We start from the raw sequence: 21,687 nt of genomic DNA on the forward strand, positions 1-21,687 counted from the left end.
TTCCTTTGGTTCGGGGGTTGCCGTACTTCCTTTGCTTTCGCGGGCGCACGGTGGTGCCGGCGGCGCGAGGGGTGCGTGGTGCCGGGAACGGTGGGTCAGCTGAAGGTCAGGACGCCGTCGTCGACCGGCCCGCGTAGCAGCCGGGCGTCCTTGGGGTAGTGCTGGCGCAGCCGCCAGGGCTCGCGTTCGCCCTGGAGCGGCAGCAGGTCACGGGAGCGTTCGAAGTATCCAGAGGTCATCTCGATGAAGGGCACCTTGGACATCGGCTCGTCCGGCAGGCGGGGCACCGCGACGGTGCGCTCGTGCTCCCGCATGTGCCGCAGGATCCGGGTGAAGCACTCGGCGGCCAGGTCGACCTTCAAGGTCCACGAGGCGTTGGTGTAGCCGAGGGCGAATACGAGGTTCGGCACGCCGTCGAGCATCATGCCCTTGTAGACCACGTGCCGCGCGACCTCGACCGGTTCGCCGTCGAGGCTGAGCCCGATTCCGCCGAGCGGCAACAGGTTCAGGCCGGTGGCGGTGACCACGATGTCCGCTTGCAGTTCCCGGCCCGAGGCGAGCTGCAGGCCGTCTGCGGTGAAGCGCTCGATCCGGTCGGTGGCGACCTCGGCGCCGCCGGATTGGATCGCCTTGAACAGGTCCGCGTCCGGGACGAGGCACAGCCGCTGGTCCCACGGGCCGTACTCGGGCTTGAAGTGGGTCTCGACGTCGTATCCGGCCGGCAGCCGGCGCCGCACGCCGGACTGCAGCAGCGCCCGGGCACGCTGCGGATGCTTCTGGCAGAACTGGTAGAGCGCGGTCGAGATCCGGATGTTCTTCCACCGCACCGCCCGGTAGGAGAGGCCTGATGGCAGAACCTTGCCGAGGGCGGCCGCGAGCGGATCTCTCGCGGGCAGCGAGAAGATGTAGGAAGGCGAACGCTGCAGCATCGTCACCCGGGCGGCGCCCTCGCGGACCAGCGCGGGCACCAGGGTGACGGCGGTGGCGCCGCTGCCGACGACCACCACGCGTTTGCCGCGCACGTCGAGCGACTCAGGCCACTGCTGCGGATGCACGATCGTGCCGCCGAACTCCTCCCGGCCGGCGAACTCGGGCGTGTAGCCCTCGTCGTAGCGGTAGTAGCCGGTGCACAGGTACAGGAAGCGGCAGGTGCGCTCCGACTCGGCGCCGGACTGCACGTCCTGGACCGTCACCGTCCAAGTGGCGTCGGCGGAAGACCAGCGCGCCGCGACGACCCGCAGGCCGTACTCGATCTGCTTGTCCACGCCGTACTCCGCCGCCGTCTCGCGTACGTAGCGCAGGATCTCCGAGCCGCCGGCCAACGCCGTCGCGTCCGCCCACGGCCGGAACCGATAGCCCAGGGTGAACATGTCCGAGTCCGAACGCACGCCCGGATAGCGGAACAGGTCCCAAGTCCCGCCGCTGGCAGCCCGGGACTCGAGGATGGTGAAGCTGGTCGAGGGGCAGGAGATCCGCAGCCGGCAGCCGGCTCCGATCCCGGACAGGCCCGCACCCACGATGAGCACGTCGACCGGCGGCGCGGTGACGGGTGAAGACGGCATGATCCTCCCTCGTCAGCGGCCTTCGGTGACGTGGAAAGGAGAATGGCACCGAAACCTTGCGTGTGCAACACTTTCCGAAGATGTTTCACGCCCGGCCCGAGCGCTGACGGAGGCACGCATGGCGGCTGTCGCAGTCGAGACCGTTCCGAGCGTCACCGCGGACCAGTGCGTCGAAGTGGCCGCGCGCTGGTTCCTCGACGGCAGACGGCTCGACATGCAGGGTCTGGCCGATGAGCTCGGAGTCTCGCGAGCTACCCTGTTCCGCCGCGTCGGCGGGCGCGAGGAGCTGCTGAGCCGGGCGCTGTGGCAGGCCACCGAGCGCTCGATCACGGTCGCGGCCAAGCGCTGGGAACGCGAGCGCGGACCGCGCGATCTGCGCACCCTCGGCACGGTGCGCCACTTCAACCTGATCGTGTCCTGCTCCACCGGCCTGCGCAAACTGCTGGACGAGGAGCCGATCCTCGCGATGAGGGTCCTGACGGACCCGCGGGGCCGGATCCAGACCGGCATCGTCGCGCGGTTCGAGGAGCTGCTGCGCCGGGATATGACGCAGTTCGATCTCGCGCCCACGATCGAGCCGAGCGCGCTGGCCTACGCCATCGTCCGCATCGGCGAGAGCTTCCTGTACGCCGACGTCCTCGCCGCCCGTCGGCCCGACGTCGCGTCAGCCGACCGGATCCAGCGCGCCCTGTTCGCCGGACTGTGGCCCGAGGTCGGGAACCAGACCCCGTAGACACCGCCGGTGCGAAACGGCGATCGGTGCCCCGGCGGACGACGCTCTCCTCGTCGCCGCCGGTGCACCGATCCCGTCTTCACCCGCGTTTTATCTCGACCTGCTTTTCGCAGTGTCCTTCTACGCGCTGTTCATCTACAGCGTGCGCTCGAACGGGTCCCAGTCCGCCGGCAGCGGCTCGACCGTGCCGAGCTCGGCCGACACCTTCTGGAACGAGCCCTCCGCGGCCGAGGCCGAGATCGCCGACATGAGGTCGAGCACGTGCAGGGCCAGATCGCCCGAGGCGCGGTGCGGCGTGCCGGTGCGGATCGCCCGGGCCAGGTCGAGCACGCCGATGCCGCGGCCGGCGTCGGTGCCCTCGATCGGCAGGTCGCGCCACTCCTGGTCCGCGGCGGTCCGGATCTGCAGCGGGCCGCCGAAGGTGTTCGGGTCGGGCAGGGCGAGCGTGGCCTCGGTGCCGCCGAGCTCGATCAGGCGCTTGGCGGCGGGGGAGTCGAAGCTGAACGCCGTGCTCGCCCCGGCCCCGGCGGCGAACTCGATCAGGGCCGTGACATGTGTCGGGACCTCCACCGCGAACACCGTCCCGGCCTTCGGGCCGGAGCCGATCACGCGGGTCTCGCGGGACTTGCGCGCCGTCGCGGCCACCGTCGAGGCGGGACCGAGCAGCGCGACCAGGGCGGTCAGGTAGTACGGGCCCATGTCGAACAGCGGGCCCGCGCCGTCGGCGTAGAGGAACTCCGGGCTCGGGTGCCAGCTCTCCGGACCGGAGCTCTCCAGAGCGGTGGTGGCCGCCACCGGCTCGCCGATCAGGCCCTTGCGCACCGCCCGCAAAGCCGACTGGATGCCCGCCCCGAGGAAGGTGTCCGGGGCGTTGCCCACTCGCAGATCCCGCGCCGCGGCCTCGGCCAGCACCTCGCGCCCGCGCGGGGTGTCGAGCGCCAGCGGCTTCTCGGTGTACACGTGCTTGCCCGCGCGCAGCGCCTCGATCGCGACCGCGGCGTGCGCGGCCGGGATGGTCAGGTTGACCACGATTTCCACGTCGTCGAGCCCGAGCACCTCCTCCACGCCACCGGACCGCGCGACCCCGTACTGGGCCGCGGCCGCCGCCGCGCGGTCCTGGTCGAGGTCGGCCACGGCCACCACGTTCAGGTCCGGGAAGCGGGTCAGGTTGCTCAGGTACTGGCCGCTGATGTTGCCGGCGCCTATGACGGCGACGCCGACCGGTCCGCTGCTCATCCCCGGTTCCCGCTCTCCGTGCCGGCTTCCAGGTCGGCCACGAAGGCGCGGCTGCTGCCGAGCGCCTCGTAGAGGTCGGTGGCGCACGCGTCGAACTCCACCACGCGCAGCGCCTGCGGCGCGGCGGCCAGCACCTCGGCCACCGGCATCCGGCCGGTGCCCACGGCCAGGTTCGGCTCGCCCTTGACCAGCGGGCCGTCCTTGACGTGGATCGCCACGACCCGGTCGCCCAGGCCGCGCAGCACCGTCGGCACGTCCGCGCCGCCGACGGCCGCCCAGTACGTGTCGACCTCGAGCACCACCTCGGGGGCGAGCAGGCCGGCGAGCACCTCCAGGGCGTGCCGGCCGTCGAGGACGGGCTCGAACTCCCACCAGTGGTTGTGGTAGCCGAGGCGCATCCCGTGCGCCTCGGCCTTCCCGGCCAGAGCGTTGAGCCGCTCGGCCGTACGGGCCAGGCCCTCGAGGGTGGTGAACTCCTCCTCGGCGATGCCCGCGGGCACGATCGCCAGATCGGTCCCCAGGGTGGCGATCGCCTCGAAGACCGGGCCCGGGTCCTCGTCCTGGATCAGGCCCATGGCGTGCGCGCTGGAGACGCGCAGGCCCAGGTCGTCGGCCACCTTGCGGAAGCCGACCGGGTCCACGGTCGGCTGGTACGGTTCGACCGCGTCGAAACCGAGCTCCGCGATCCGCCGCAGCACCGCGTCGCGGTCCTCGGCCATCAGATCGCGCACGGTGTACAGCTGCACGCTCAGCGGATTGGGCATGGCCGCAGCCTCCTTTGCTCTCGCGTTTGTTACGTGTTCCGAAGGTTCGCGCCGGGCGGGCCGGTGGGCCCGTCAGGCGTTGATCAGCGGTCGCAGGGTCTGGTAGGCGATGTCCAGGCCCTGCTTGACCTTGTCCTCGGTGCCGGACCAGACCGGGTCCTCGTGCTCGACCGAGAGCACGCCGGTGAAGCCGCCCTCGTAGAGCGCGTCCACCACGCCGCGCCAGTCCACGTCGCCGCGGCCCGGCACGCGGTAGCGCCACCAGCCCTCGTCCCACGGGTGCTCGCGCTCGAGGGTCTTGCCGAAGAAGCCGTAGCGGTCGCGGGCGCGCGGGTCCAGCTGCGCGTCCTTGGCCTGGGCGTGCGGGATCCGGTCGAGGTAGGGGCGCAGCGCGGTGACCGGGTCGATGCCCAGCCACAGCAGGTGCGAGGGGTCGTAGTTGAGGTAGAGGCCGAGGGAGAACATCCACTCCCACAGCTCGGGGGAGTAGGCGATGTTCCCGGGGTAGCCGTCCGGGTGCCACCCCTCCATGACGCAGTTCTCGATGATGATCTTCACGCCGCGCTCGCCCGCGTACTCCACCAGCGGCGGCAGTTCCTTCTCGGCCAGCGTGACGTTCTCCTTCACCGACAGGCCGGGGTGGCGGCCGATGAAGGTGCCCACGGTCTCCACGCCCAGCAGCGCGGCCGCGTCCACGGCCCGCTTGACGTGCGCGGCGATCTCGGCGCGGCGCTGCTCGTCCGGGTGCAGGTTGTTCTCGTAGTAGGCCAGCGACGAGAGCGTCAGGCCGTGCCGGTCGAACAGGCCGGTGATCTGCTCGGCCTCGGCGCCGCCGAAGTTCGCCACGTCGATGTGGCTGGCCTCGAAGTCACGGCTGCCGGTGGACGGCCACACGGCCACCTCGAGCGCTTCGTAGCCGCGGGCCGAGGCCCAGCCGGCGATGTCGGCGAGGGGCAGTTCGGGCAGGCAGGCGGTGAGGAATCCCAGCTTCAACTCAGTGCACTTCCATCCAGGTCCGGGTGGCGGCGGAGCGCAGCACGGCCTCGGTGATCCGGGCGGTGCGTGCGGCGTCGGCGAAGGTCGGGTAGAGCGGCTCGGCGGGAGCGCCGGCACCGGAGCGGCGGACCGCGTCGTAGACGTCCGCGACGAAGGTGGCGAAGCAGTCGCGGTAGCCGAGCGGGTGCCCGGCCGGCACCGGGCTCAGCCGCGCGGCCTCGGGGCTGAGCGCGGCGGGGTCGCGCACCAGCGTCTCGGTGCGCGCGCGGCCGCCGAGGGTGAGCGTCTCCGGGTTCTCCTGGTCGAAGCTGACGCTGTGCTCGGCGCCGTCGATCTCGAACCACAGCCGGTTCTTCCGGCCCGGCGAGACCTGCGAGATCACCGCGCTGCCGGCCGCGCCGCGGTCGGTGCGCAGCAGCATCTGCACGGAGTCCTCGGTGGCCACCGCGTGCGCGCCGGAGCCGGGGGCGGCGCGCTCGGGCACCATCGTCTGCACGCTCGCGGCCAGCTCCACGATCTTGTGCCCGGTCACCCACTCGACCAGGTCGCACCAGTGCGAGCCGATGTCGGCGAAGGCGCGCGAGGCGCCGCCGGCCACCGGGTCCACCCGCCAGTTGTCGTCGGTGGGCTGGGAGAGCCAGTCCTGCAGGTAGTGGCCGTGGATCAGCCGCACCGCGCCGATCGAGCCGGACCGCACCCGATGGCGCGCCTCGGCCGCCATCGCGTGGTAGCGGTAGACGAACGGAACGGCCGTGACCAGGCCGGATTCCTCGGCCAGGGCGGCGAGTTCGGCCGCGTCGGCGGCGTCGGTGGACAGCGGCTTCTCGCAGACCACGTGCTTGCCCGCGGCCAGCGCGAGCCGGGTGAGCGGGCCGTGCGAGGCGTTCGGCGTGCAGATGTGCACGACGTCGACGTCCTCGGCCGTCACCAGTTCCTCGGCCGAGGCGAAGGAACGTGGCACGCCCAGCCGCTCGGCCGCGGCCTTCGCGCTTTCCGGGGTCGACGCGGCCACGCCCGTGATCTGGGCGCCCGCCCGACGCGCGGCGTCGGCGTGCACCGCTCCGATCATGCCGGTGCCCGCGATGGCGATCCGTACCGGGTGCATACATCCCTCCTTTACGTGCTTCGCGTTGAAGGTAATGCGGCCCCTTTACGTCTGACAAGAGGCATGATTAGGCTAACTTCTGTCATAAATCCTCGACCCGGGAGGGGTCCCTTGCCGACCTCAGCGGCCGCGCGCCGGCTCGCCTCGCTCAGCGAACTCGCCTGTCTCGTCGCCGACGGCGCGGCCACCACCCGCAGCACCCTGATGAACGCCACCGGCCTGTCCCGGGCGGCGATCGCGCAACGGGTGGACCTGCTGATCGAGCGGGGCGTGCTGGTGGAATCCGGCCCGGCCGCGGTCGAACGCGGCCGCCCGCCGTTCACCCTGGACCTGGCCTCGGATCAGGTGCTGGCGGCCGGAGTCGACCTCGGCGCCACCCACGGACGCCTCGCGCTGACCACCCTGGGCGGCCGGGTGCTGGCCGAGAGCGCCCGGGAACTCGACATCAACGCCGGCCCGGACCGCATCCTGGCACTGGTGCGCGAGGACCTCGCCCGGCTGTGCGCGGAGGCCGGCCGCCCCACCGACTCCCTGCGGGCCATCGGCATCGGCGTGCCCGGGCCGGTCGAGGCGGTCACCGGGACGGTGGTGCGCCCGCCGATCATGCAGGGCTGGGACGGCAGCCGGATCCCGGCCTTCTTCGAGGACGGATTCACCGCCACGGTCCTGGTGGACAACGACGTGAACATGATGGCGTTCGGCGAGTACGTGCACCGGCGCGAATCAGAGCACTTGCTCTACATCAAGGTGGGAACCGGCATCGGCTGCGGGATAGTCTCCGGCGGCGTGCCGCACCGCGGGGCGTCCGGCGCGGCCGGGGACATCGGGCACATCCGGCTGCCCGGGCACGACGAAGTGCCCTGCCACTGCGGCAACACCGGCTGCGTGGAGGCGGTCGCCTCCGGCTCCGCGCTGGCCGCCGCGCTGCGGGCGGAGGGCCTCGACGCCCATGGCGCCGGCGACGTGGTGCGCCTGGTCTCCGAGGGCCACCCGGTGGCCCGGCGCCAGGTCCGGCTGGCCGGGCAGCGGATCGGCGAGGTGCTGGCCTCGCTGGTCTCCTTCCACAACCCGGACACCATCGTCATCGGCGGGGTCCTCGCCCAGCTGCACGAGGACCTGCTCGCCGACATCAGGGGCGTGATCTATCGCAGGGCTCTGCCGTTGGCCACGCGCAGCCTGCGGATCGAGACCTCGGTGCTCGGCGAGCACGCGGGCGTGGTCGGCTCGGCCCGGCTGGCCGCGCGCCACCTGCTCTCGCCCGCCGGCATCGGAGACTTCATCGATCGCTGATACCGGCGCCGCTGAACTGGATCACCGCGTGGCGCCCGCCGAATCGCCATCCGGGCTCGGCCTCGTCCAGTGTGCGCACCGTCGCGGGGTCCATCCCCACCGACACGTCGGACTTGTACGTGCGCAGCGCGGCCACCGGGCCCGGCAGGTAGGAGGTCAGGGCACTGAAAGGCGTGTCCTCCGGCCAGAGCCGGTCGCCGACCAGGCGGCGGTAGTTCAGGTCGCCCTTGAAGATCGTCAGCCGGGCGGTGGCCACGGCGTCGAGCAGATCCTTGGGCAGCTCGTCGAAACCGAAGGGGGCGCAGAAGAACTCGGGTGCCAGGACCGTGAGTCGCCCACGCGCGCAGACGGACCGCAGCCGCGAGGCGGCGTCCGCTGCCGGGCCGGGCACGGTGCCGAGGAGCTGGAGCGCGTCCGCGAAGTCCTGGGCCGTGGCGTCGGAGACGTAGTAAGGACGAGGCTTGAGATACAGCGTCACCTCCGTGGCCCGGCCGGTGGTGAGCAGATGGTCGATGAGCAAGAGGTCGTACACGAGTTCCTCGGCCGCGTTGTCGGCGACGAGGTTGACCCGGCCCGCCTGCGCGTCGAGATGGGCGAAGAGCGCCGCGCCGTCGTCGGCGAGCACTTCCGGCACCACCGGTGCCCCGGCCACCAGCTGGAAACCGAGGTCGGCCCGGTTGCCCCACAGGCTCGCGTGCAAGGCGGCGGTGTCCCGCTCGGCCGGCGCCAGCGCCGCCGTGGAGCCGAGCCCGGCGAGCTCTTCGGCGAGCCCGGCGCCGGCCAGGCTCGCCGACTTCATCGGCCCGAACGGGTCGACGCCGCGCCAGGTCCCGGCGAAGTAGCCCGTTGCCGACAGAAGCCTGCGATGGAAGTAGCTCTCCGCCCACAGGAACGGCGCCTCGGTCCACTTGAGCCCCTGACCGAAGTACGGCGCGCCCCAGCTGTCCCACTGCGCCCGGTCCCCGGCGTCGTCCTCCGGCAGCGGGCCGAGCGTGCTGTACAGCGTCTCGTCCAGGAACGCGTCGAGCGCGGCCAACCGGTCGGGCCCGTACGGCAGCGCGGCCTTCACCTGGGCGATGACCTTCGGGTGCCGGACGTGGAAGACGGAGTGCGGGAACGCGGCGGAGTCGGCCGCGGTGATCACGGGCGGAGTGGTCATGCCCTCGACCGTACCCCGTCGCCTGGCGCTATCCGCGTCAGAGCCCTCCGGCGCGCTGCGCGTTCGCCACGATCGTGTCGACGTAGGTGTCCCACAGCTCCTCGGGCAGGTCGTGGCCCATGCCGGGCAGGAGCAGCAGCCGCGCGTCCGGGATCGCCGCTGCGGTGGCGCGGCCGCCGCTGACGTCGATGAGCGGGTCGGCCTCGCCGTGGATCACCTGCGCCGGCACCGCGAGGGCGCGCAGCCGCTCGGTCCGGTCGGGGGAGCACAGGATCGCGGCGAGCTGGCGCGCCGAGCCCGCCGGCCGGTTGGCCCGGTCGTACGCGGCGGCCGTCGTCTCGCGCAGCTGATCGTCCGTGTGCGGATACGCCGGGGACTCGAGCACCCGCCAGGTGCGCAGCCCGCGCTCGATCGCGCTCTCGCGGTCGGCCCCGGGCGGGGCGGTCAGCGCGGCGAGGGCCGCCGGGGTGGGCTGGCCGACCTCGTGCGCGCCGGTCGTCGACATGATCGAGCACAGCGACAGCACCGCCTCGGGGTGGCGGATCGCCAGTTCCTGCACGATCATGCCGCCCATCGACACGCCGACCACGTGCGCGGCCCGGATCCCGAGCGCGGCGAGCAGGCCGGCCGCGTCCTCGGCCATGTCCTCGAGCAGGTAGGGCGCGGCGCCGGGGTCGGTGAACAGCGCGGCGAGGTCCGGCAAACCGGCTTCGTCGAAGCCGGTCGAGAGGCCGATGTCCCGGTTGTCGTAGCGGATCACGTGGAAGCCGCGGTCGGCCAGCCGCCGGCACAGCTCCGGGTCCCAGCCCAGCAGCTGCATCCCGAGGCCCATCACCAGCAGCAGGGTGGGTGCGGCCGGGTCGCCGAAGGTCTCGTATTCGAGCTCGATCCCGTTGGCCTTGCAGCGTGGCATAGGTGTGCTCCCGGTTCTCACTCCCGGCCCGCCGCCGGGCTGCGACGGACGCAGAGCACGGAGGATACCCCCCGCCGGGCCGGGTGGCGAGGGTGGCGGGCACGGTCGGGTACGCACGCGGCCGTCTGCGAGGATGTCCCCATGCCCTCGCTCGTCACCCCGGTCATCCCCGCGGGCCGGCTCGCCCGCACCGCGCAGCCCGAGCTTCCCGTCGACGCCGATCTCCGGCTGCGGCCGTGGGCGCCCGGCGACGCCGCCGCGGTGGTGGCCGCGTACGCCGACCCGGACATCGAACGCTGGCACGCGCGCCGGGTGAAGGACGAGGCCGAGGCCGCGGGCCTGATCGACTTCTGGCGCGGCACCTGGGTCGAGGAGTCCGGCGCCAGCTGGGCGATCTCCCCGGTCGAGGGCGGCGGCGTGTTCGGCCGGATCGCGCTGCGCGAGATATCCCTGCACGAGGGCCGGGCCGAGGTCGCGTACTGGACCGTGCCGTCCGCCCGGGGCCGGCGCGTCGCCTCCCGCGCGCTGGACGCCGTGGTCGCCTGGGCCTTCGACGAGATCGGCTTCCACCGGCTGCGGCTGCTGCACTCGATGTCGAACGAGGCCTCCTGCCGCGTGGCCGTGGCCTCCGGCTTCGAGGCCGAGGGCGTCGAACGCAGCGCGGTGCTGCACCAGGACGGCTGGCACGACATGCACCTCCACGCCAAAATCAATACACGCATACCGTAACCGGCCCGCGCGGCCTACTGCGGGATGACGATCGGCTGGGTGTTGGTGGGGTGTAGTGGCTTGTCGGCGGTTTGCTGGGGTTTTTCGCCTCCGGCGGGGGCCCTTCTCTCGGAGAGAGATGCCGGAGTCTATGGGGTGGTGTGGTTAGTGGGGCGGGCTGTGGTTGGGGGTGGTCGGGTGTCGGGTGTGTGCTCTCTCCTCGGTCGGTCCCCGGAGGCAATCAGGAACCTGCCGGGAGGTCAAGCGGCGGAGGTTTCCGTTGATGGTGAATCATGCATCGCGCCGCTTGACCTCCCGGCAGAACCCTGATCGGGCTTCGCCTGCCCGACCGAGGAGAGAGCCCACCCCCTGGGGGAGTGGTGCGAGCTGCGCTCAGGCCGGGTCCCGTGCTGTGGCCCGGTCGCGCTTGATGCACGATCGTGCATCGCCGTTCTGGGCTGCGCTTGTCTTCTCTACCCCTTTCAACGTCGGGGAGCGCGCCCGAGTTCCCCGGAAATATCCTGGATTTTCTTTAACCGGCAAAGGCCGGATATACGGCTTTTGTCGGTGGTTGTGTCTAGCATGGAAATGTACGGGGGATCGGGACTTGCGACGGGAGGGGTGGTGGACGCGGTGGCTGGGCAGGTGGCGGCGGGGGTATGGCCGAAAACGGTGCAGGAATTGTCCTCGGCGTGCGACCGAGCCACGCGATCCTGCGCGTTGCGTGAGCTCCGGAACGAACGGACGAGGGTGATGGAGAATCCTTCCGCATCGTGCACGGCCGGCTTGCGGGATTCTGCTGCGAGGTCTGGGATCGGGGTCGATCGCGCCGAGGCCGTGCAGGATCTGACATCAAGTGCGACCCGGGCACTGACCCTTCGGGCGGATCGAGGATCGGGATGGCCGGGTGAAGGTGATGCAGAATCCTTCCGCATCGACCGCGACACGGGACTCGACCGTGCGGATCGCGAGTCGGGATGGCCGGATTGCGGCGATGCAGGATTCTTCCGGATCGAGCGCGGCCGGGCCGCGGTCCGGGACTGGGCCCGAGTGCAGCTCGCACCACTCCCTCAGGGGGTGGGTTCTCTCCTCGGTCGGGCAGGCGAAGCCCGGTCAGGGTTCTGTCGGGAGGTCAAGCGGCGCGATGCAAGATCGAGCATGAGCGGAAGCCTCCGCCGCTTGACCTCCCGGCAGGTTCCTGATTGCCTCCGGGGACCGGCCGAGGAGAGAGCACACCCCCGCAACCTCACCATCCCGAACCCCAGCCCGCCCCGCCGGCGCCAGCACCCACGCGAACCCGGCACTCTCTCCGAGGGAAGGGCCCGCGCCGGAGGCGAGATCTTGAAACCGCAGGCCGCCCCGCCAACGCAACGGGTGGGCGGGTGGTCAGACGAACCGGGCGACGCGAAGCGGCCGCCCAAACCCCGACGACCACCCCGACCCGACAAGACACCACATCCCACCAACACCCAGCCGATCATCAATTCGCGTTAGACTCTGCGCCGAATCAGTGCTCTTGTCCCGCAATGGAGCGGAGGCGGACGGTGCGGATCGTCGTGCTGGTCAAGCATGTCCCCGGGGACGGGCTGAACGCGGCGGACGGCTGCGCCGTCGAGCAGGCGGTGCGGATCGCCCGGCTGCGTATCGACGTCCGGATCACGGTCCTGACGATGGGCCCGCCGCAGGCCTCGCGCTCCCTGTCGGCCGCGCTGGCGCTTGGCGCCGATGACGCCGTCCAAGTGTGTGACGAGGCGTTGCACGGCAGCGACGCGCTCGCCACGTCCCTCGTGCTCGCCGCAGCTGCGCGCCGGATCGGGTTCGACCTGCTGCTGTGTGGCGCCCTCTCGTCCGGCTCGGGCACTGCCGTCATCCCGCTGATGCTTGCCGAACGGCTTGGTGTGCCAGCGGTCTGTGGGGCAGACGCGTTGCGTGCCAGGGAGAATTCGATCATCGCGTTCTGCCGCGGTGAATCAGTGGACGAGCTCGAGGAGTTGGCCTGCGAGCTGCCCGCACTGGCCGCGATCACCGACCGCGGCATCCCGCCGCGCACACCTTCCTTCCCGGCTATCGCCGAGGCTCGAGGCAAGCTGCTCCGACGCTGGTCGCTGGCCGATCTCGGCATCGAGCCGGCACGCGTCGGACTACCCGGCGCCGTCTGCCGCGTCCGCGACGTCCAGGACCGGCGCTCGCGCGGCTGCGTGATCGACGGCGTGGAGGATCCCGAAGCCGCTGCCCGGGAATTGGCCGACTTCCTCGAAGCCGAACACTGCCTGGTCGAACATCGCTTCGCATGAGCGAATGTTGGTCGAAAGTCTCGTTTGAACGAGGCCGATGACGGAGATGTGTTCGCGCATGCCCTCGACGGACGCGGTGCTGGTGCTCGCCGCGCGTTCCCGCGACGGCGGTCTCAGCCGCTCGAGCGCCGAGCTGCTCACCGCCGCCCGGCGCGTCGCCGCGCCCGTCGCGGTACTACCCGAACCGGTCGACGACCGGATCTGCGGCGAACTCGGCCGCTACGGCGCCGAGCGGGTCCTGTCGATCTGCGCTCCGGAGCTCGACGCCGTCGTCGGCGCGGCCTGCCATTTACGTCCCCCGCTGGTGCTGCTGCCCGCGACCACTGCCGCGTCTCGCGAGATCGCCGGCCGGCTGGCCGTGCGACTCGAGGCGGGCATCGTGACGGACGTGGTCGGAATCGATCGCGGACCGGAGGGCATCAGCGTTCTGCAGGAGACGTGCGGCGGCAGGGTGCGCGTCGCCAGCACGATCGTGAAAACCCCAGCCATCCTCACGATCCGGCCCGGCGCCGTCGTGGCCGAACCTGAAGCAGGAAGCTGCCGGAGCCCAGCGGTCGAAGATCTCTGCGTCACGCCGGCATCCGCAGTCCGCGCCCCACGCCTGGTTCGCCGCGTACCCGTGCATCCGCTCGACGGCAGACTCCTCACCGAGGCCGACGTCGTCGTGGCCGGCGGTCGCGGCGTCGGCTCGGCCGAGGGGTTCGCGCTGCTCGCCGAGGTCGCCAGGGCGCTCGGCGGCTGCCTCGGCGCCACGCACACCGCCGGCGAACTCGGCTGGGCGCCCGACCACGCCCGGATCAGCTTGCCAGGCAACCAGATCCGGCCCAGGCTCTACCTCGCCGTCGGCGTCTCCGGCTCGCTGCGGCACCGTGCCGCGATCCGCGGCGCCCGCACGGTCGTGGCCGTGGACCGCGACCGGAATGCGCCGATCCTGCGCGAGGCCGACCTCGCCGTCGTCGGCGACCTGCACGCCGTACTGCCGGCGCTGCTCGCCGAGCTGCGACGACGCGACCGCGCCCGCTCCACGTCGACTGAACCGTCCGAACCGTCCGAACCGTCCGAACCCGCGGAGGCGTAAGTGCTCGTACGACTCATCCTCGGCCTGGTCCTGACCGTGGCCGCCTTCGGTCTGGCCGCCCGCCGGGTGCTCACGCTCTACCGGCTGGGCCGGACCGGGCAGCCGGCCGACCCGGGGCGCACCGCGGACGCCGGCCGGCGATTGTGGGCCGTGGTCACCGAGGTCTTCGGGCAACGCGAACTGCTGAAATGGACCGGCGCGGGCGCGGCGCACTTCGCCGTGTTCTGGGGGTTCGTCATCCTCGGCGCCACCATCGTGGAGGGCTACGGCGCGCTGTTCCAACGGGATTTCCACATCCCGCTGATCGGGACGGACACCTGGCTCGGCTTCCTCGAGGACTTCTTCATCGTGGCGGTGCTGGCGGGCCTGGTCGCCTTCGCCGCGATCCGGCTGCGCCAGTCCCCGCGCCGGGAGGGCCGCTCGTCCCGTTTCTCCGGCTCGCACCTCGGCGCGGCCTGGCTGGTGCTGTTCATGATCTTCAACGTGATGTGGACGCTGCTGCTCTACCGCGGCGCCCAGATCAACACCGGCTACTTCCCCTACCGCCACGGCGCCTTCGCCTCCGAACTCGCCGCCGACGTGCTGCGCCCGGCCGGCCGCACGGCGAACGACGTGCTCGAGACCACGGGCATCCTGCTCTCCCTCGGCGTCGTGCTCGCGTTCCTGGTGCTGGTGGTCAACTCCAAGCACCTGCACATCTTCCTCGCGCCGTTCAACATCGCCTTCTCCCGGCGCCCCCGCGCGCTCGGTCCGCTGCTGCCGGTCTACTCGGCCGGCAAGGAGGTCGACTTCGAGGACCCGGGGGAGGAGGACAAGATCGGTCGCGGCGCGATCGAGGACTTCACCTGGAAGGGCCTGCTCGACTTCGCCACCTGCACCGAATGCGGGCGCTGCCAGTCCCAGTGCCCGGCCTGGAACACGGACAAGCCACTGAGTCCCAAGCTGTTGATTATGGGTCTGCGCGACCATGCCCTGGCCAAGGCGCCGTACCTGCTCGCCTCCTCGGACGAGGAGCGCGCCGCGCTGCCGGAAGCCGTCCGAGCCGAGGCCGAACGTCCGCTCGTCGGCTCCGCGGACGTGAACGGCGTGATCGATCCGGACGTGCTCTGGTCGTGCGTGACCTGCGGAGCCTGCGTGGAGCAGTGCCCGGTCGACATCGAGCACGTGGACCACATCGTCGACATGCGCCGCTACCAGGTCATGATCGAGTCCGAGTTCCCGCACGAGGCGCAGGGCATGCTGCGCAACCTCGAACGCAAGGGCGACCCGTGGGGCCGCGGTGCGAAGGCGCGGCTCGAGTGGGCCCAGGGCCTGCCGTTCGAGGTGCGCGTGTTCGGCGACGGCGGCGAGGAGCGGCTGCCCGACGACGTCGAGTACCTGTTCTGGGTCGGCTGCGCCGGCGCCCTCGACGACAACGCCAAGAAGACCAGCCGCACCGTCGCCGAGCTGCTGCACGAAGCCGGGGTCGGATTCATGGTGCTCGGCACCGGCGAGACCTGCACCGGCGACGCGGCCCGCCGGCTCGGCCAGGAGCTGCTGTTCCAGGAGCTGGCGAAGCAGAACGTGGAGACGCTCAACGAGGTCGGCGCGCGCAAGATCGTGGTCACCTGCGCCCACTGTTTCAATACCCTGGCGAACGAGTACCCGAAGCTGGGCGGCGTGTACGAGGTCGTGCACCACACCGAGCTGCTGGCGAAGCTGGTGGCCGAAGGCAGACTCACCCCGGTCGAGCCGGTGGAGCTGAACGTGACCTACCACGACCCGTGCTACCTCGGCCGGCACAACCGCGTGTTCAGCCCGCCCCGGGAGATCCTCGGCGCCGTCCCCGGCCTGCGGCTGACCGAGATGCCGCGCAACCGCGAGCGGTCCTTCTGCTGCGGCGCCGGCGGCGCCCGGATGTGGATGGAGGAGACGATCGGCAGCCGGATCAACGAGACCCGCACCGACGAGGCGCTCGGCACCGACCCGGACCTGGTGACGGCCGCCTGCCCCTACTGCATCGTGATGCTGACCGACGGCGTCGCCTCCCGCAAGCAGCAGGGCAAGGCGAACGAGGAGCTGCGGGTGACGGACGTGTCGGAGGTGCTGCTGCGCTCCGTGCGGAAGAGCACGGATGCGCAGCAGCCCGCCGAGCCGAACGAGTAGATCAAGCAGCTGTCGTCGAGAAGGCCCGTCAGCTGCCGGACTGGGCGTAGAAGTAGCCCAGGATGCTCTCCAGCGTGACTTCCGCGTTGCCGGACAGATGCCCGGAGTTCTTCAGCGACCTGATCAGCGAGGTGAGGCTGGAGAGCGAGCTCGAGGACGAGTGCGTCCCGAGTGAGCTCTTCAGCGTGCCGACGGCGGTGGTGAGCTGTCCGGCGGTGCTTCCGCTGATCTGGCCGGAGCCCTGCAGGTACTGGATCTCCTGAGTGAGCTCGCTGATCGCCTCGCCGGACGAACTCGGCGCCGGCAGGGCCGGAGACGAGACCGTGCTCGGACTCGAGCTCGCTCCCGCGGCGGCCGACGCCGACCCCGAAGCAGCGGACGAGGCGGACGACGAAGCGGAGGCAGAAGGCGAAGCCGAAGGCGATGCGGCGCCCGCCTCGGTGACCGTCACCGTGACGGTGACCGTGACGGTCGGCGCCGGCGCCGCGACCGCGCTGCTCGAAGCGCTCGGGATCGGACCGGCCGCGTTCGTGCCGACCGCCGTGAGCGTGGTCGAGTTGCCGCTGTGCCCGATGGAGTACCCGACCGCGACGCCGACGCCGAGCGCGACCACGGCCGCAGCCGTGCCGCCGATGGTGGCGAGCCGGGCACGGTGGGAGAGCCGTTCGACTTCCTTCTCCCGCTCGGCGCTGGAGCTGACGGAGCTGCCGGCGCCAGCGGAATTGCTGGAACCAGCCAGGCCCTCCGCGCCGAACGCCGCGACGCCCAAGGTCTCGGCGCGGGCGGCAGCCGCCAGCACGACGGTCTCCGCCTCGGCGACGACCGCGCCGGCTGCCGCCTCCTCGGAGAGGGACGAAGCCCCGGACGCGACGCCCGACGCCTCAGTGCTCGTATCCGAGACGTCTGCGACCTCGGCGACCTCGGAGAACTCGGCGGCCTGCCCGGCCTCCGCGATTCCGCTGCCGGCTTCGATTCCGCTGCCGGTTTCGATTCCGGTCCCGGCACCTGAGACACCCTCAGCCGCCAAGGCCTCCCCCGCCAGCACTCCGGCCCCGACGACGGCAGCCGCCGCCGCGACCTCGGCCGCTGCGATGCCCGCCTCCGCCGCTTCCGCGACCTCGGCGCCTTCCACGGCCGCTGCGGCGGCCGCGACAGCAGCGACCTCCGCCACTGCCGCCGCGCGCGTGCGGGCCACCGGCACCACCAGCGGTGCGACGCCGGCCAGCCCCTTCGCGGCGCCGCGGGCGCGCTCGCCGAAGGCGGCGAGGTTCGGCCGCGCGGCCGCGTTCTCCGCCAGGCACGCGAGCACCAGCACCGCGAGCGCCGAGTCGGCCTCGACGAGCTCGGTCAGGTGCACCCGGGCCCGGGCGCGCCACAGCGCCAGCAGTTCGACCGTGGTCACCGCGCCGGCGCCCGCCACCAGGCGCTCGTACTCGGCCACCAGCTCGGCGTGGCCGACGAGCATCTCGTAGACCATCCAGCCCAGCGCGTACACGTCGGCCGCCTCAGTGGCCTTCGATCCGCTGCCGACCGCGGTCCCGGCGGCTCCGCCGGTGGCCGCCGCGCCCGCGACGGCGAAACGCTCCGGCGCGAAGTAGCCGGTGACCTGCTGCTCCAGCTCGATCACCGAGCCGTCCGGGAAGGCGAGGCCGAGGGCCAGGTCCAGCACGCAGCCACCTCTGCGTACCAGCCAGACCGACCAGGAGCCGAGCCAGCCGTGCGAGCCGCCCGCGGGCAGCGCCGCGTCCAGCGCGCCGGCCAGCGTGGCCGCGATCGCCAGCGCCTCGGCCGGCGGCAGCGCCTTGCGCTGGATCTTGGCCGGCAGGCCGCGGCCCGCCAGCGGCTTGATCACCACGAACTCGATGACGATCTCGACGTGCGTGGCATAGGCCTCCGCGCCGCCGCGAACGGCGGCGATGGCGCGCGAGTCCACGATCATCCTCAGCTCGCCGGTGTCGAGCACGCTCGGCAGCGCGGCCGCAACGGAGGATGTACTGTTACTGATAAGACCACGGATGGTATCGGCCGCCTGAGCGAGCCCCCCGTGGTCGGCGAATTGAACCCAGACGTCCGAACCTGTCTCCAGGTCCACCGCGATCCAGGACGCCCCGGTCTCGCGCTCGCTCTGCCGCCGGGTGAGCCGGTACCGGTCCGCGAGGACGATGCCTTCTGATATGCCGATCACAAGCGCGCATTCTGCCGCCTTTCGCGGCCCGCGCGAAATGGGCGTCTCCCAATCGATACCGTCGCGTGTGTCACGGTCTTGCATCGCGGGGTGACCTGGCGCATCACCGCTCCCGCAGACCTCACCCAAATCGGTATTCGATCATCGGCTGACGCTACGCCAGACGCCGGACCGCCGCCCCGGCCGCGTCCCGCACGCAGGCCACTGCGTCCTCGATCGCGACCTCACGCAGCCGCGGCAGCGCGGCCTTCGTCCCGACTGAGGCGAGTGCGGCGCCAGCGGCGGCCCGGACCCGGTACGACGGGTCGGCGAGCAGGCCGGAGAGCAGTCCGGGGATCGGCCGACGCTGCTCGAGGTGCGGCACCGAGTGCTCTGACCTGCCGAGCCGCGTGAGCGAGCGGGCGGCCTGTGCCCGGACCAGCGGGTCGTCGTGTTCGAGCAACTCCGCACACAGCAGTCTCGCCTGGTACTTCGCATCCCGATGCCATTGGGAATCGGTGCGGACGACCTGGCCGAGCAGCCAGGCGATGTCGCGCCAGAGCAGCGCATCGGAGTCACGGTCGTGCCTGCGCGGACCGTTCCGCACCATGATCAGCTCGTGCTCGGCGCAACTGTGCGCGATGGCGGCCGCGACCACGCGCCGTTCCCGGCGGTCGGGCGTGGTGAAGAAGATATGGCCCAGCGGCTCCATGGCGCGCTCGCTTGCCGCCCGGCCGAGTCCGGCCAGCGCGATGTGCCGATGCGGGCCGACGCAGGCCTCTAGCAGGAACGGGGTGAAGCGCTCATCGGCGATCTTCGCCACCGCGGCCAGCGTGTTCGAGCCCCACATGAGGCGGGTCGTCGCGCTCAGCCGCAGGACCTCGTCGACCGCCTCCGGTGTGCCGACGCGGCACACCGCTTCGACGGCGAGCTCGTAGGTGGACCGCGGGTCCGTGAGTCGCACCGCGGCGAGCAGCGCGGCGTGGGCCACCGGTGTGCCGATACGCTCCAGCGCCCAATAGGCCTCGGGCCGCCCAGCAGAGCCGACGCGCGCGCCGCCCGCGACGTGCGCGGCCAGTACGGGCACGGCACGTTCGGCCCGGGCCAGACCCAGCAGCCGGGCCGCGTACCCGGCGCGATGACGCTCGGTGCTTTCCAGATATGCGAGGGCGATGTCAACGGCCTGTGGGTCGGCGAGATGGCCCAGATGCCGCACCGCGAGGTCGAGCACCCAGCCGTAATGGGGGAACCGGAGTGAATCGGTCAGCACCTCGCACGCGGTCTCGCGCGACTGGTTCAGCAGGCTGTGCACATGATCGTGCTTCGCCTGCCGGTCGGGCAGCCGGTCGAGCTCTTCGAGAGTCCGCGCCATATACGGGAGCGTATTCCCGTGCAGCCTGCCGCGGCGTGCCGCACGGGAACGCCCGCCGGCTCACTGCTCGCGCAGGCCCCACGGGGATCCGTACTCGACCAGCAGATCGAGGAACGGCTTCGGCGCGAACGCCTCGGGCCCGAGCACGCCGGCGCCCTGCCACAACCCGCGCGCGACGAGTTCGAGGGCGACGACGGGGTTGATCGCGGTCTGCCACACCACCGCCTGCGAGCCGTACTCCTTCATCGACCACTGATTGTCGACCACGTGGTACAGGTAGACCTCGCGGTGCGCGCCGTCCTTGGTACCGGACACCCAGGTGCCCGCGCAGGTCTTGCCGTGCATCAGCTCGCCCAGCGCGGCCGGGTCGGGCAGGGCGGCGGCGACGACGTCGCGCGGGGAGACGCGCGCGGTGCCGCCGTCGGCGGTGCGCACGGTCAGCGGCTCGGTGCGGTCGAGGCCGAGCGCGCGCAGGGTCTTGAGCTTGCTGATGAAGTCCTCGCCGAGGCCGTACTTGAAGGTCACCCGCTTCGCCTCGACCCAGCGCGGGACCAGCAGCACCTCCTCGTGCTCGACGTTCACGCACTCCACCGGGCCGATGCCCTCGGGGAAGTCGAAGACCTCGGGCTCGCTGAACGGCGGCGTGGTGAACCAGCCGCGGTCGCGCTCGTAGACGACCGGCGGGTTCAGGCACTCCTCGATCGTGGTCCAGATACTGAAGGAGGGGGCGAACTCGTACCCGTCGACGGTCAGGTTCGCGCCGTCGCGCACGCCGACCTCGTCGATCTCGTCGAACAGCTCGTCCGCGGCGTACCGGGCGAAGACGTCGGACAGGCCCGGCTCGACGCCCATGCCCACCAGCGCCAGCCGGCCGGCCCGGGCCCACTCCTCGGCCTGCTCGAACTGCTCGTCGCCGAGTTTGACGCCGCATTCGTCATACGGACGGTCCGGGTGCGGGCGCGAGAGCGACATGGCCATGTCGAGGTAGTGCGCGCCGGCCTTGGCGGCGGCCCCGAACAGCGGCAGCACGAACCGCGGGTCGGTGGCGTTGAGCAGCACGTCGCAGCGGTGCTCGGCCAGCAGCGCGGCCACCGCGGCCTCGTCGGACGCGTCGACGCGGGCGGCGGCGAAACGGCCGGCGTGCGCGGAGTCGGCGGCGTTGCCCGCGGCGGCGGCCGCCTCGGCCCGGGCCGGGTCGTAGTCGGCGACGGTCATCTGCTCGAAGTAGTCGCGCCGGGCCGCGATCCGCACGATCGCGCCGCCGACGCCGCCCGCTCCCACCAACAGAATGCGCATGGTTTTTCTCAGCCCTCTTCTTCGTTTCGACTCGCTGGAACTCTTCGGTGCCGGCGTCTCCATCAGAACGCGGGCGGCTGGCTCAGGTCAATGGTGTTGGCATAAGCTCGGCCATGGAGGTGCGCAAATGGCGAAAACGGTGGTCGCGGAGGCCGACAGGCGGCGGCGCCGGCCGACCAAGCAGGGCGTCGTGCTCTCGGAGCAGCTGATCGTGGACACCGCGCTGCGCATGGTGCGCGAGCACGGCGCGGCCGGACTGAGCGCGCGGCGGCTCGGGCTCGCGCTCGGGGCCGACGCCAGCGCGGTCTACCGCTACTTCCGCGGCATGGACGACCTCACCCTCGCGCTCGGCAACGAGCTGATCCGGCGCGCGCTGGCCGGCTGGAGCGCGCAGGGGGACTGGATGGAGGACCTCTACCGGCTCGGCCTGAGCATCCACGCCGCCTACCTCGCCCACCCGCAGGTGGCGGCGCTCACCGCGAGCCGGGTCAGCGGCCGTGCGCACGAACTCGCCGCCGACGAGGCGATCCTCGGCGCGCTGCGGCAGGCGGGCTTCCCGGACCGGGAGGCGGTCCGGGTCTACCACGTCTTCATCGACCAGTGCCTGGCCTTCGCCGCCCTCGACGCCGCCTCGCTCGCGCTGCCCGAGCCGGCGCTCGCCTCGGACCGCGGCATCTGGCACTCCACCTACGCACGGCTGCCGGAGAGCACCCACCCGCACCTCGCCGCGACCGCGCCGCTGCTGGCCGAGCGGATGAATGACAGCGCCTACCCGGCTGCCGCTCGGATGGTGCTCGAGAGCGCCGCCGCGCAGCTGGCGGCCGGGTAGGCGTCGATACCGGATCAGGCCCTTGAGATCTTTGCCGGAGATC

The 21,687-nt window shown here is 71.7% G+C and carries 17 protein-coding genes; 7 read left to right on the forward strand and 10 right to left on the reverse strand.

What is annotated here, in order from left to right; translation table 11 throughout:
• Positions 1-95: 95 nt before the first annotated feature.
• The gene (locus tag ACTRO_RS41320; protein WP_034271953.1) at positions 96-1,562 is read right to left on the reverse strand and encodes a flavin-containing monooxygenase; all 1,467 of its coding nucleotides are present in this window, start codon (positions 1,560-1,562) and stop codon (positions 96-98) included.
• A 118-nt stretch (positions 1,563-1,680) separates the two neighbouring features.
• Here ACTRO_RS41320 and ACTRO_RS41325 point away from each other — a divergent pair, with 118 nt between their 5' ends.
• Positions 1,681-2,295, forward strand: a complete 615-nt coding sequence (locus ACTRO_RS41325; RefSeq protein WP_034271955.1) for a QsdR family transcriptional regulator — start codon at positions 1,681-1,683, stop codon at positions 2,293-2,295.
• A gap of 135 nt (positions 2,296-2,430) precedes the next feature.
• Here ACTRO_RS41325 and ACTRO_RS41330 read toward each other — a convergent pair whose 3' ends face one another.
• From ACTRO_RS41330 to ACTRO_RS41345, 4 genes are all read right to left on the reverse strand, one after another.
• Positions 2,431-3,531 carry a Gfo/Idh/MocA family protein gene (locus tag ACTRO_RS41330; RefSeq protein WP_034271957.1) on the reverse strand — a complete coding sequence of 367 codons (1,101 nt, stop codon included), beginning with the start codon at positions 3,529-3,531 and terminating at the stop codon, positions 2,431-2,433.
• Positions 3,528-4,295, reverse strand: a complete 768-nt coding sequence (locus tag ACTRO_RS41335; protein WP_034271959.1) for a sugar phosphate isomerase/epimerase family protein — start codon at positions 4,293-4,295, stop codon at positions 3,528-3,530. The genes ACTRO_RS41330 and ACTRO_RS41335 overlap by 4 nt, the downstream gene beginning before the upstream one ends.
• 72 nt (positions 4,296-4,367) lie before the next feature.
• Entirely contained in the window at positions 4,368-5,288 is a 921-nt protein-coding gene (locus tag ACTRO_RS41340) for a sugar phosphate isomerase/epimerase family protein (protein ID WP_034271961.1), read from the reverse strand.
• A 1-nt stretch (position 5,289) separates the two neighbouring features.
• Positions 5,290-6,396 carry a Gfo/Idh/MocA family protein gene (locus ACTRO_RS41345; RefSeq protein ID WP_051452190.1) on the reverse strand — a complete coding sequence of 369 codons (1,107 nt, stop codon included), beginning with the start codon at positions 6,394-6,396 and terminating at the stop codon, positions 5,290-5,292.
• A gap of 111 nt (positions 6,397-6,507) precedes the next feature.
• Between ACTRO_RS41345 and ACTRO_RS41350 the strand changes: the two genes are divergently transcribed.
• Positions 6,508-7,686 carry an ROK family protein gene (locus tag ACTRO_RS41350; RefSeq protein WP_034271963.1) on the forward strand — a complete coding sequence of 393 codons (1,179 nt, stop codon included), beginning with the start codon at positions 6,508-6,510 and terminating at the stop codon, positions 7,684-7,686.
• On the opposite strand, the gene ACTRO_RS41355 is transcribed toward ACTRO_RS41350, so the two are convergent.
• Both ACTRO_RS41355 and ACTRO_RS41360 read right to left on the reverse strand, forming a co-directional pair.
• Positions 7,673-8,845 carry a damage-control phosphatase ARMT1 family protein gene (locus ACTRO_RS41355; protein ID WP_034271965.1) on the reverse strand — a complete coding sequence of 391 codons (1,173 nt, stop codon included), beginning with the start codon at positions 8,843-8,845 and terminating at the stop codon, positions 7,673-7,675. The two genes, ACTRO_RS41350 and ACTRO_RS41355, sit on opposite strands and share 14 nt — an antisense overlap.
• 37 nt (positions 8,846-8,882) lie before the next feature.
• Positions 8,883-9,758 carry an alpha/beta fold hydrolase gene (locus tag ACTRO_RS41360; protein WP_034271967.1) on the reverse strand — a complete coding sequence of 292 codons (876 nt, stop codon included), beginning with the start codon at positions 9,756-9,758 and terminating at the stop codon, positions 8,883-8,885.
• A gap of 141 nt (positions 9,759-9,899) precedes the next feature.
• On the opposite strand from ACTRO_RS41360, the gene ACTRO_RS41365 reads away from it, so the two are divergent.
• The 4 genes from ACTRO_RS41365 to ACTRO_RS41380 all read left to right on the forward strand — a co-directional run bounded on the left by ACTRO_RS41365 (position 9,900) and on the right by ACTRO_RS41380 (position 15,983).
• The gene (locus ACTRO_RS41365; RefSeq protein WP_034271969.1) at positions 9,900-10,487 is read left to right on the forward strand and encodes a GNAT family N-acetyltransferase; all 588 of its coding nucleotides are present in this window, start codon (positions 9,900-9,902) and stop codon (positions 10,485-10,487) included.
• Between the two features lie 1,505 nt (positions 10,488-11,992).
• Positions 11,993-12,760: an electron transfer flavoprotein subunit beta/FixA family protein gene (locus tag ACTRO_RS41370; RefSeq protein ID WP_051452191.1), complete on the forward strand. Its 768-nt coding sequence runs from the start codon at positions 11,993-11,995 to the stop codon at positions 12,758-12,760.
• Between the two features lie 58 nt (positions 12,761-12,818).
• Positions 12,819-13,838, forward strand: coding sequence for an electron transfer flavoprotein subunit alpha/FixB family protein (locus ACTRO_RS41375; protein ID WP_169740030.1), 1,020 nt, complete (start codon positions 12,819-12,821; stop codon positions 13,836-13,838).
• On the forward strand, positions 13,839-15,983 hold the full coding sequence (locus ACTRO_RS41380; RefSeq protein ID WP_034271971.1) for a 4Fe-4S dicluster domain-containing protein: 2,145 nt from the start codon (positions 13,839-13,841) through the stop codon (positions 15,981-15,983). It abuts the gene before it with no gap.
• Between the two features lie 28 nt (positions 15,984-16,011).
• Here ACTRO_RS41380 and ACTRO_RS41385 read toward each other — a convergent pair whose 3' ends face one another.
• From ACTRO_RS41385 to ACTRO_RS41395, 3 genes are all read right to left on the reverse strand, one after another.
• The gene (locus ACTRO_RS41385; protein WP_034271973.1) at positions 16,012-18,168 is read right to left on the reverse strand and encodes a protein kinase family protein; all 2,157 of its coding nucleotides are present in this window, start codon (positions 18,166-18,168) and stop codon (positions 16,012-16,014) included.
• Between the two features lie 154 nt (positions 18,169-18,322).
• A complete protein-coding gene (locus ACTRO_RS41390) occupies positions 18,323-19,519 on the reverse strand; it encodes a HEAT repeat domain-containing protein (RefSeq protein ID WP_034271975.1) in 1,197 nt (398 codons plus the stop codon).
• Positions 19,520-19,579: 60 nt separating this feature from the next.
• Positions 19,580-20,815, reverse strand: coding sequence for a saccharopine dehydrogenase family protein (locus tag ACTRO_RS41395; protein ID WP_034271977.1), 1,236 nt, complete (start codon positions 20,813-20,815; stop codon positions 19,580-19,582).
• A gap of 127 nt (positions 20,816-20,942) precedes the next feature.
• Between ACTRO_RS41395 and ACTRO_RS41400 the strand changes: the two genes are divergently transcribed.
• Positions 20,943-21,644: a TetR/AcrR family transcriptional regulator gene (locus ACTRO_RS41400; RefSeq protein WP_034271979.1), complete on the forward strand. Its 702-nt coding sequence runs from the start codon at positions 20,943-20,945 to the stop codon at positions 21,642-21,644.
• Positions 21,645-21,687: the final 43 nt, after the last annotated feature.

Origin of the sequence: Actinospica robiniae DSM 44927, from assembly GCF_000504285.1 — a bacterium.
Lineage (GTDB): Bacteria > Actinomycetota > Actinomycetes > Streptomycetales > Catenulisporaceae > Actinospica > Actinospica robiniae.

Bases quoted from the DNA above. Each gene is read 5' to 3' on its own strand.
- ACTRO_RS41365 (WP_034271969.1), top strand. From the start codon at position 9,900: ATGCCCTCGCTCGTCACCCCGGTCATCCCCGCGGGCCGGCTCGCCCGC.
- ACTRO_RS41360 (WP_034271967.1), bottom strand. From the start codon at position 9,758: ATGCCACGCTGCAAGGCCAACGGGATCGAGCTCGAATACGAGACCTTC.
- ACTRO_RS41390 (WP_034271975.1), bottom strand. From the start codon at position 19,519: ATGGCGCGGACTCTCGAAGAGCTCGACCGGCTGCCCGACCGGCAGGCG.
- ACTRO_RS41325 (WP_034271955.1), top strand. From the start codon at position 1,681: ATGGCGGCTGTCGCAGTCGAGACCGTTCCGAGCGTCACCGCGGACCAG.
- ACTRO_RS41330 (WP_034271957.1), bottom strand. From the start codon at position 3,531: ATGAGCAGCGGACCGGTCGGCGTCGCCGTCATAGGCGCCGGCAACATC.
- ACTRO_RS41370 (WP_051452191.1), top strand. From the start codon at position 11,993: ATGGAGCGGAGGCGGACGGTGCGGATCGTCGTGCTGGTCAAGCATGTC.
- ACTRO_RS41395 (WP_034271977.1), bottom strand. From the start codon at position 20,815: ATGCGCATTCTGTTGGTGGGAGCGGGCGGCGTCGGCGGCGCGATCGTG.
- ACTRO_RS41400 (WP_034271979.1), top strand. From the start codon at position 20,943: ATGGCGAAAACGGTGGTCGCGGAGGCCGACAGGCGGCGGCGCCGGCCG.
- ACTRO_RS41335 (WP_034271959.1), bottom strand. From the start codon at position 4,295: ATGCCCAATCCGCTGAGCGTGCAGCTGTACACCGTGCGCGATCTGATG.
- ACTRO_RS41320 (WP_034271953.1), bottom strand. From the start codon at position 1,562: ATGCCGTCTTCACCCGTCACCGCGCCGCCGGTCGACGTGCTCATCGTG.
- ACTRO_RS41375 (WP_169740030.1), top strand. From the start codon at position 12,819: ATGCCCTCGACGGACGCGGTGCTGGTGCTCGCCGCGCGTTCCCGCGAC.
- ACTRO_RS41355 (WP_034271965.1), bottom strand. From the start codon at position 8,845: ATGACCACTCCGCCCGTGATCACCGCGGCCGACTCCGCCGCGTTCCCG.
- ACTRO_RS41345 (WP_051452190.1), bottom strand. From the start codon at position 6,396: ATGCACCCGGTACGGATCGCCATCGCGGGCACCGGCATGATCGGAGCG.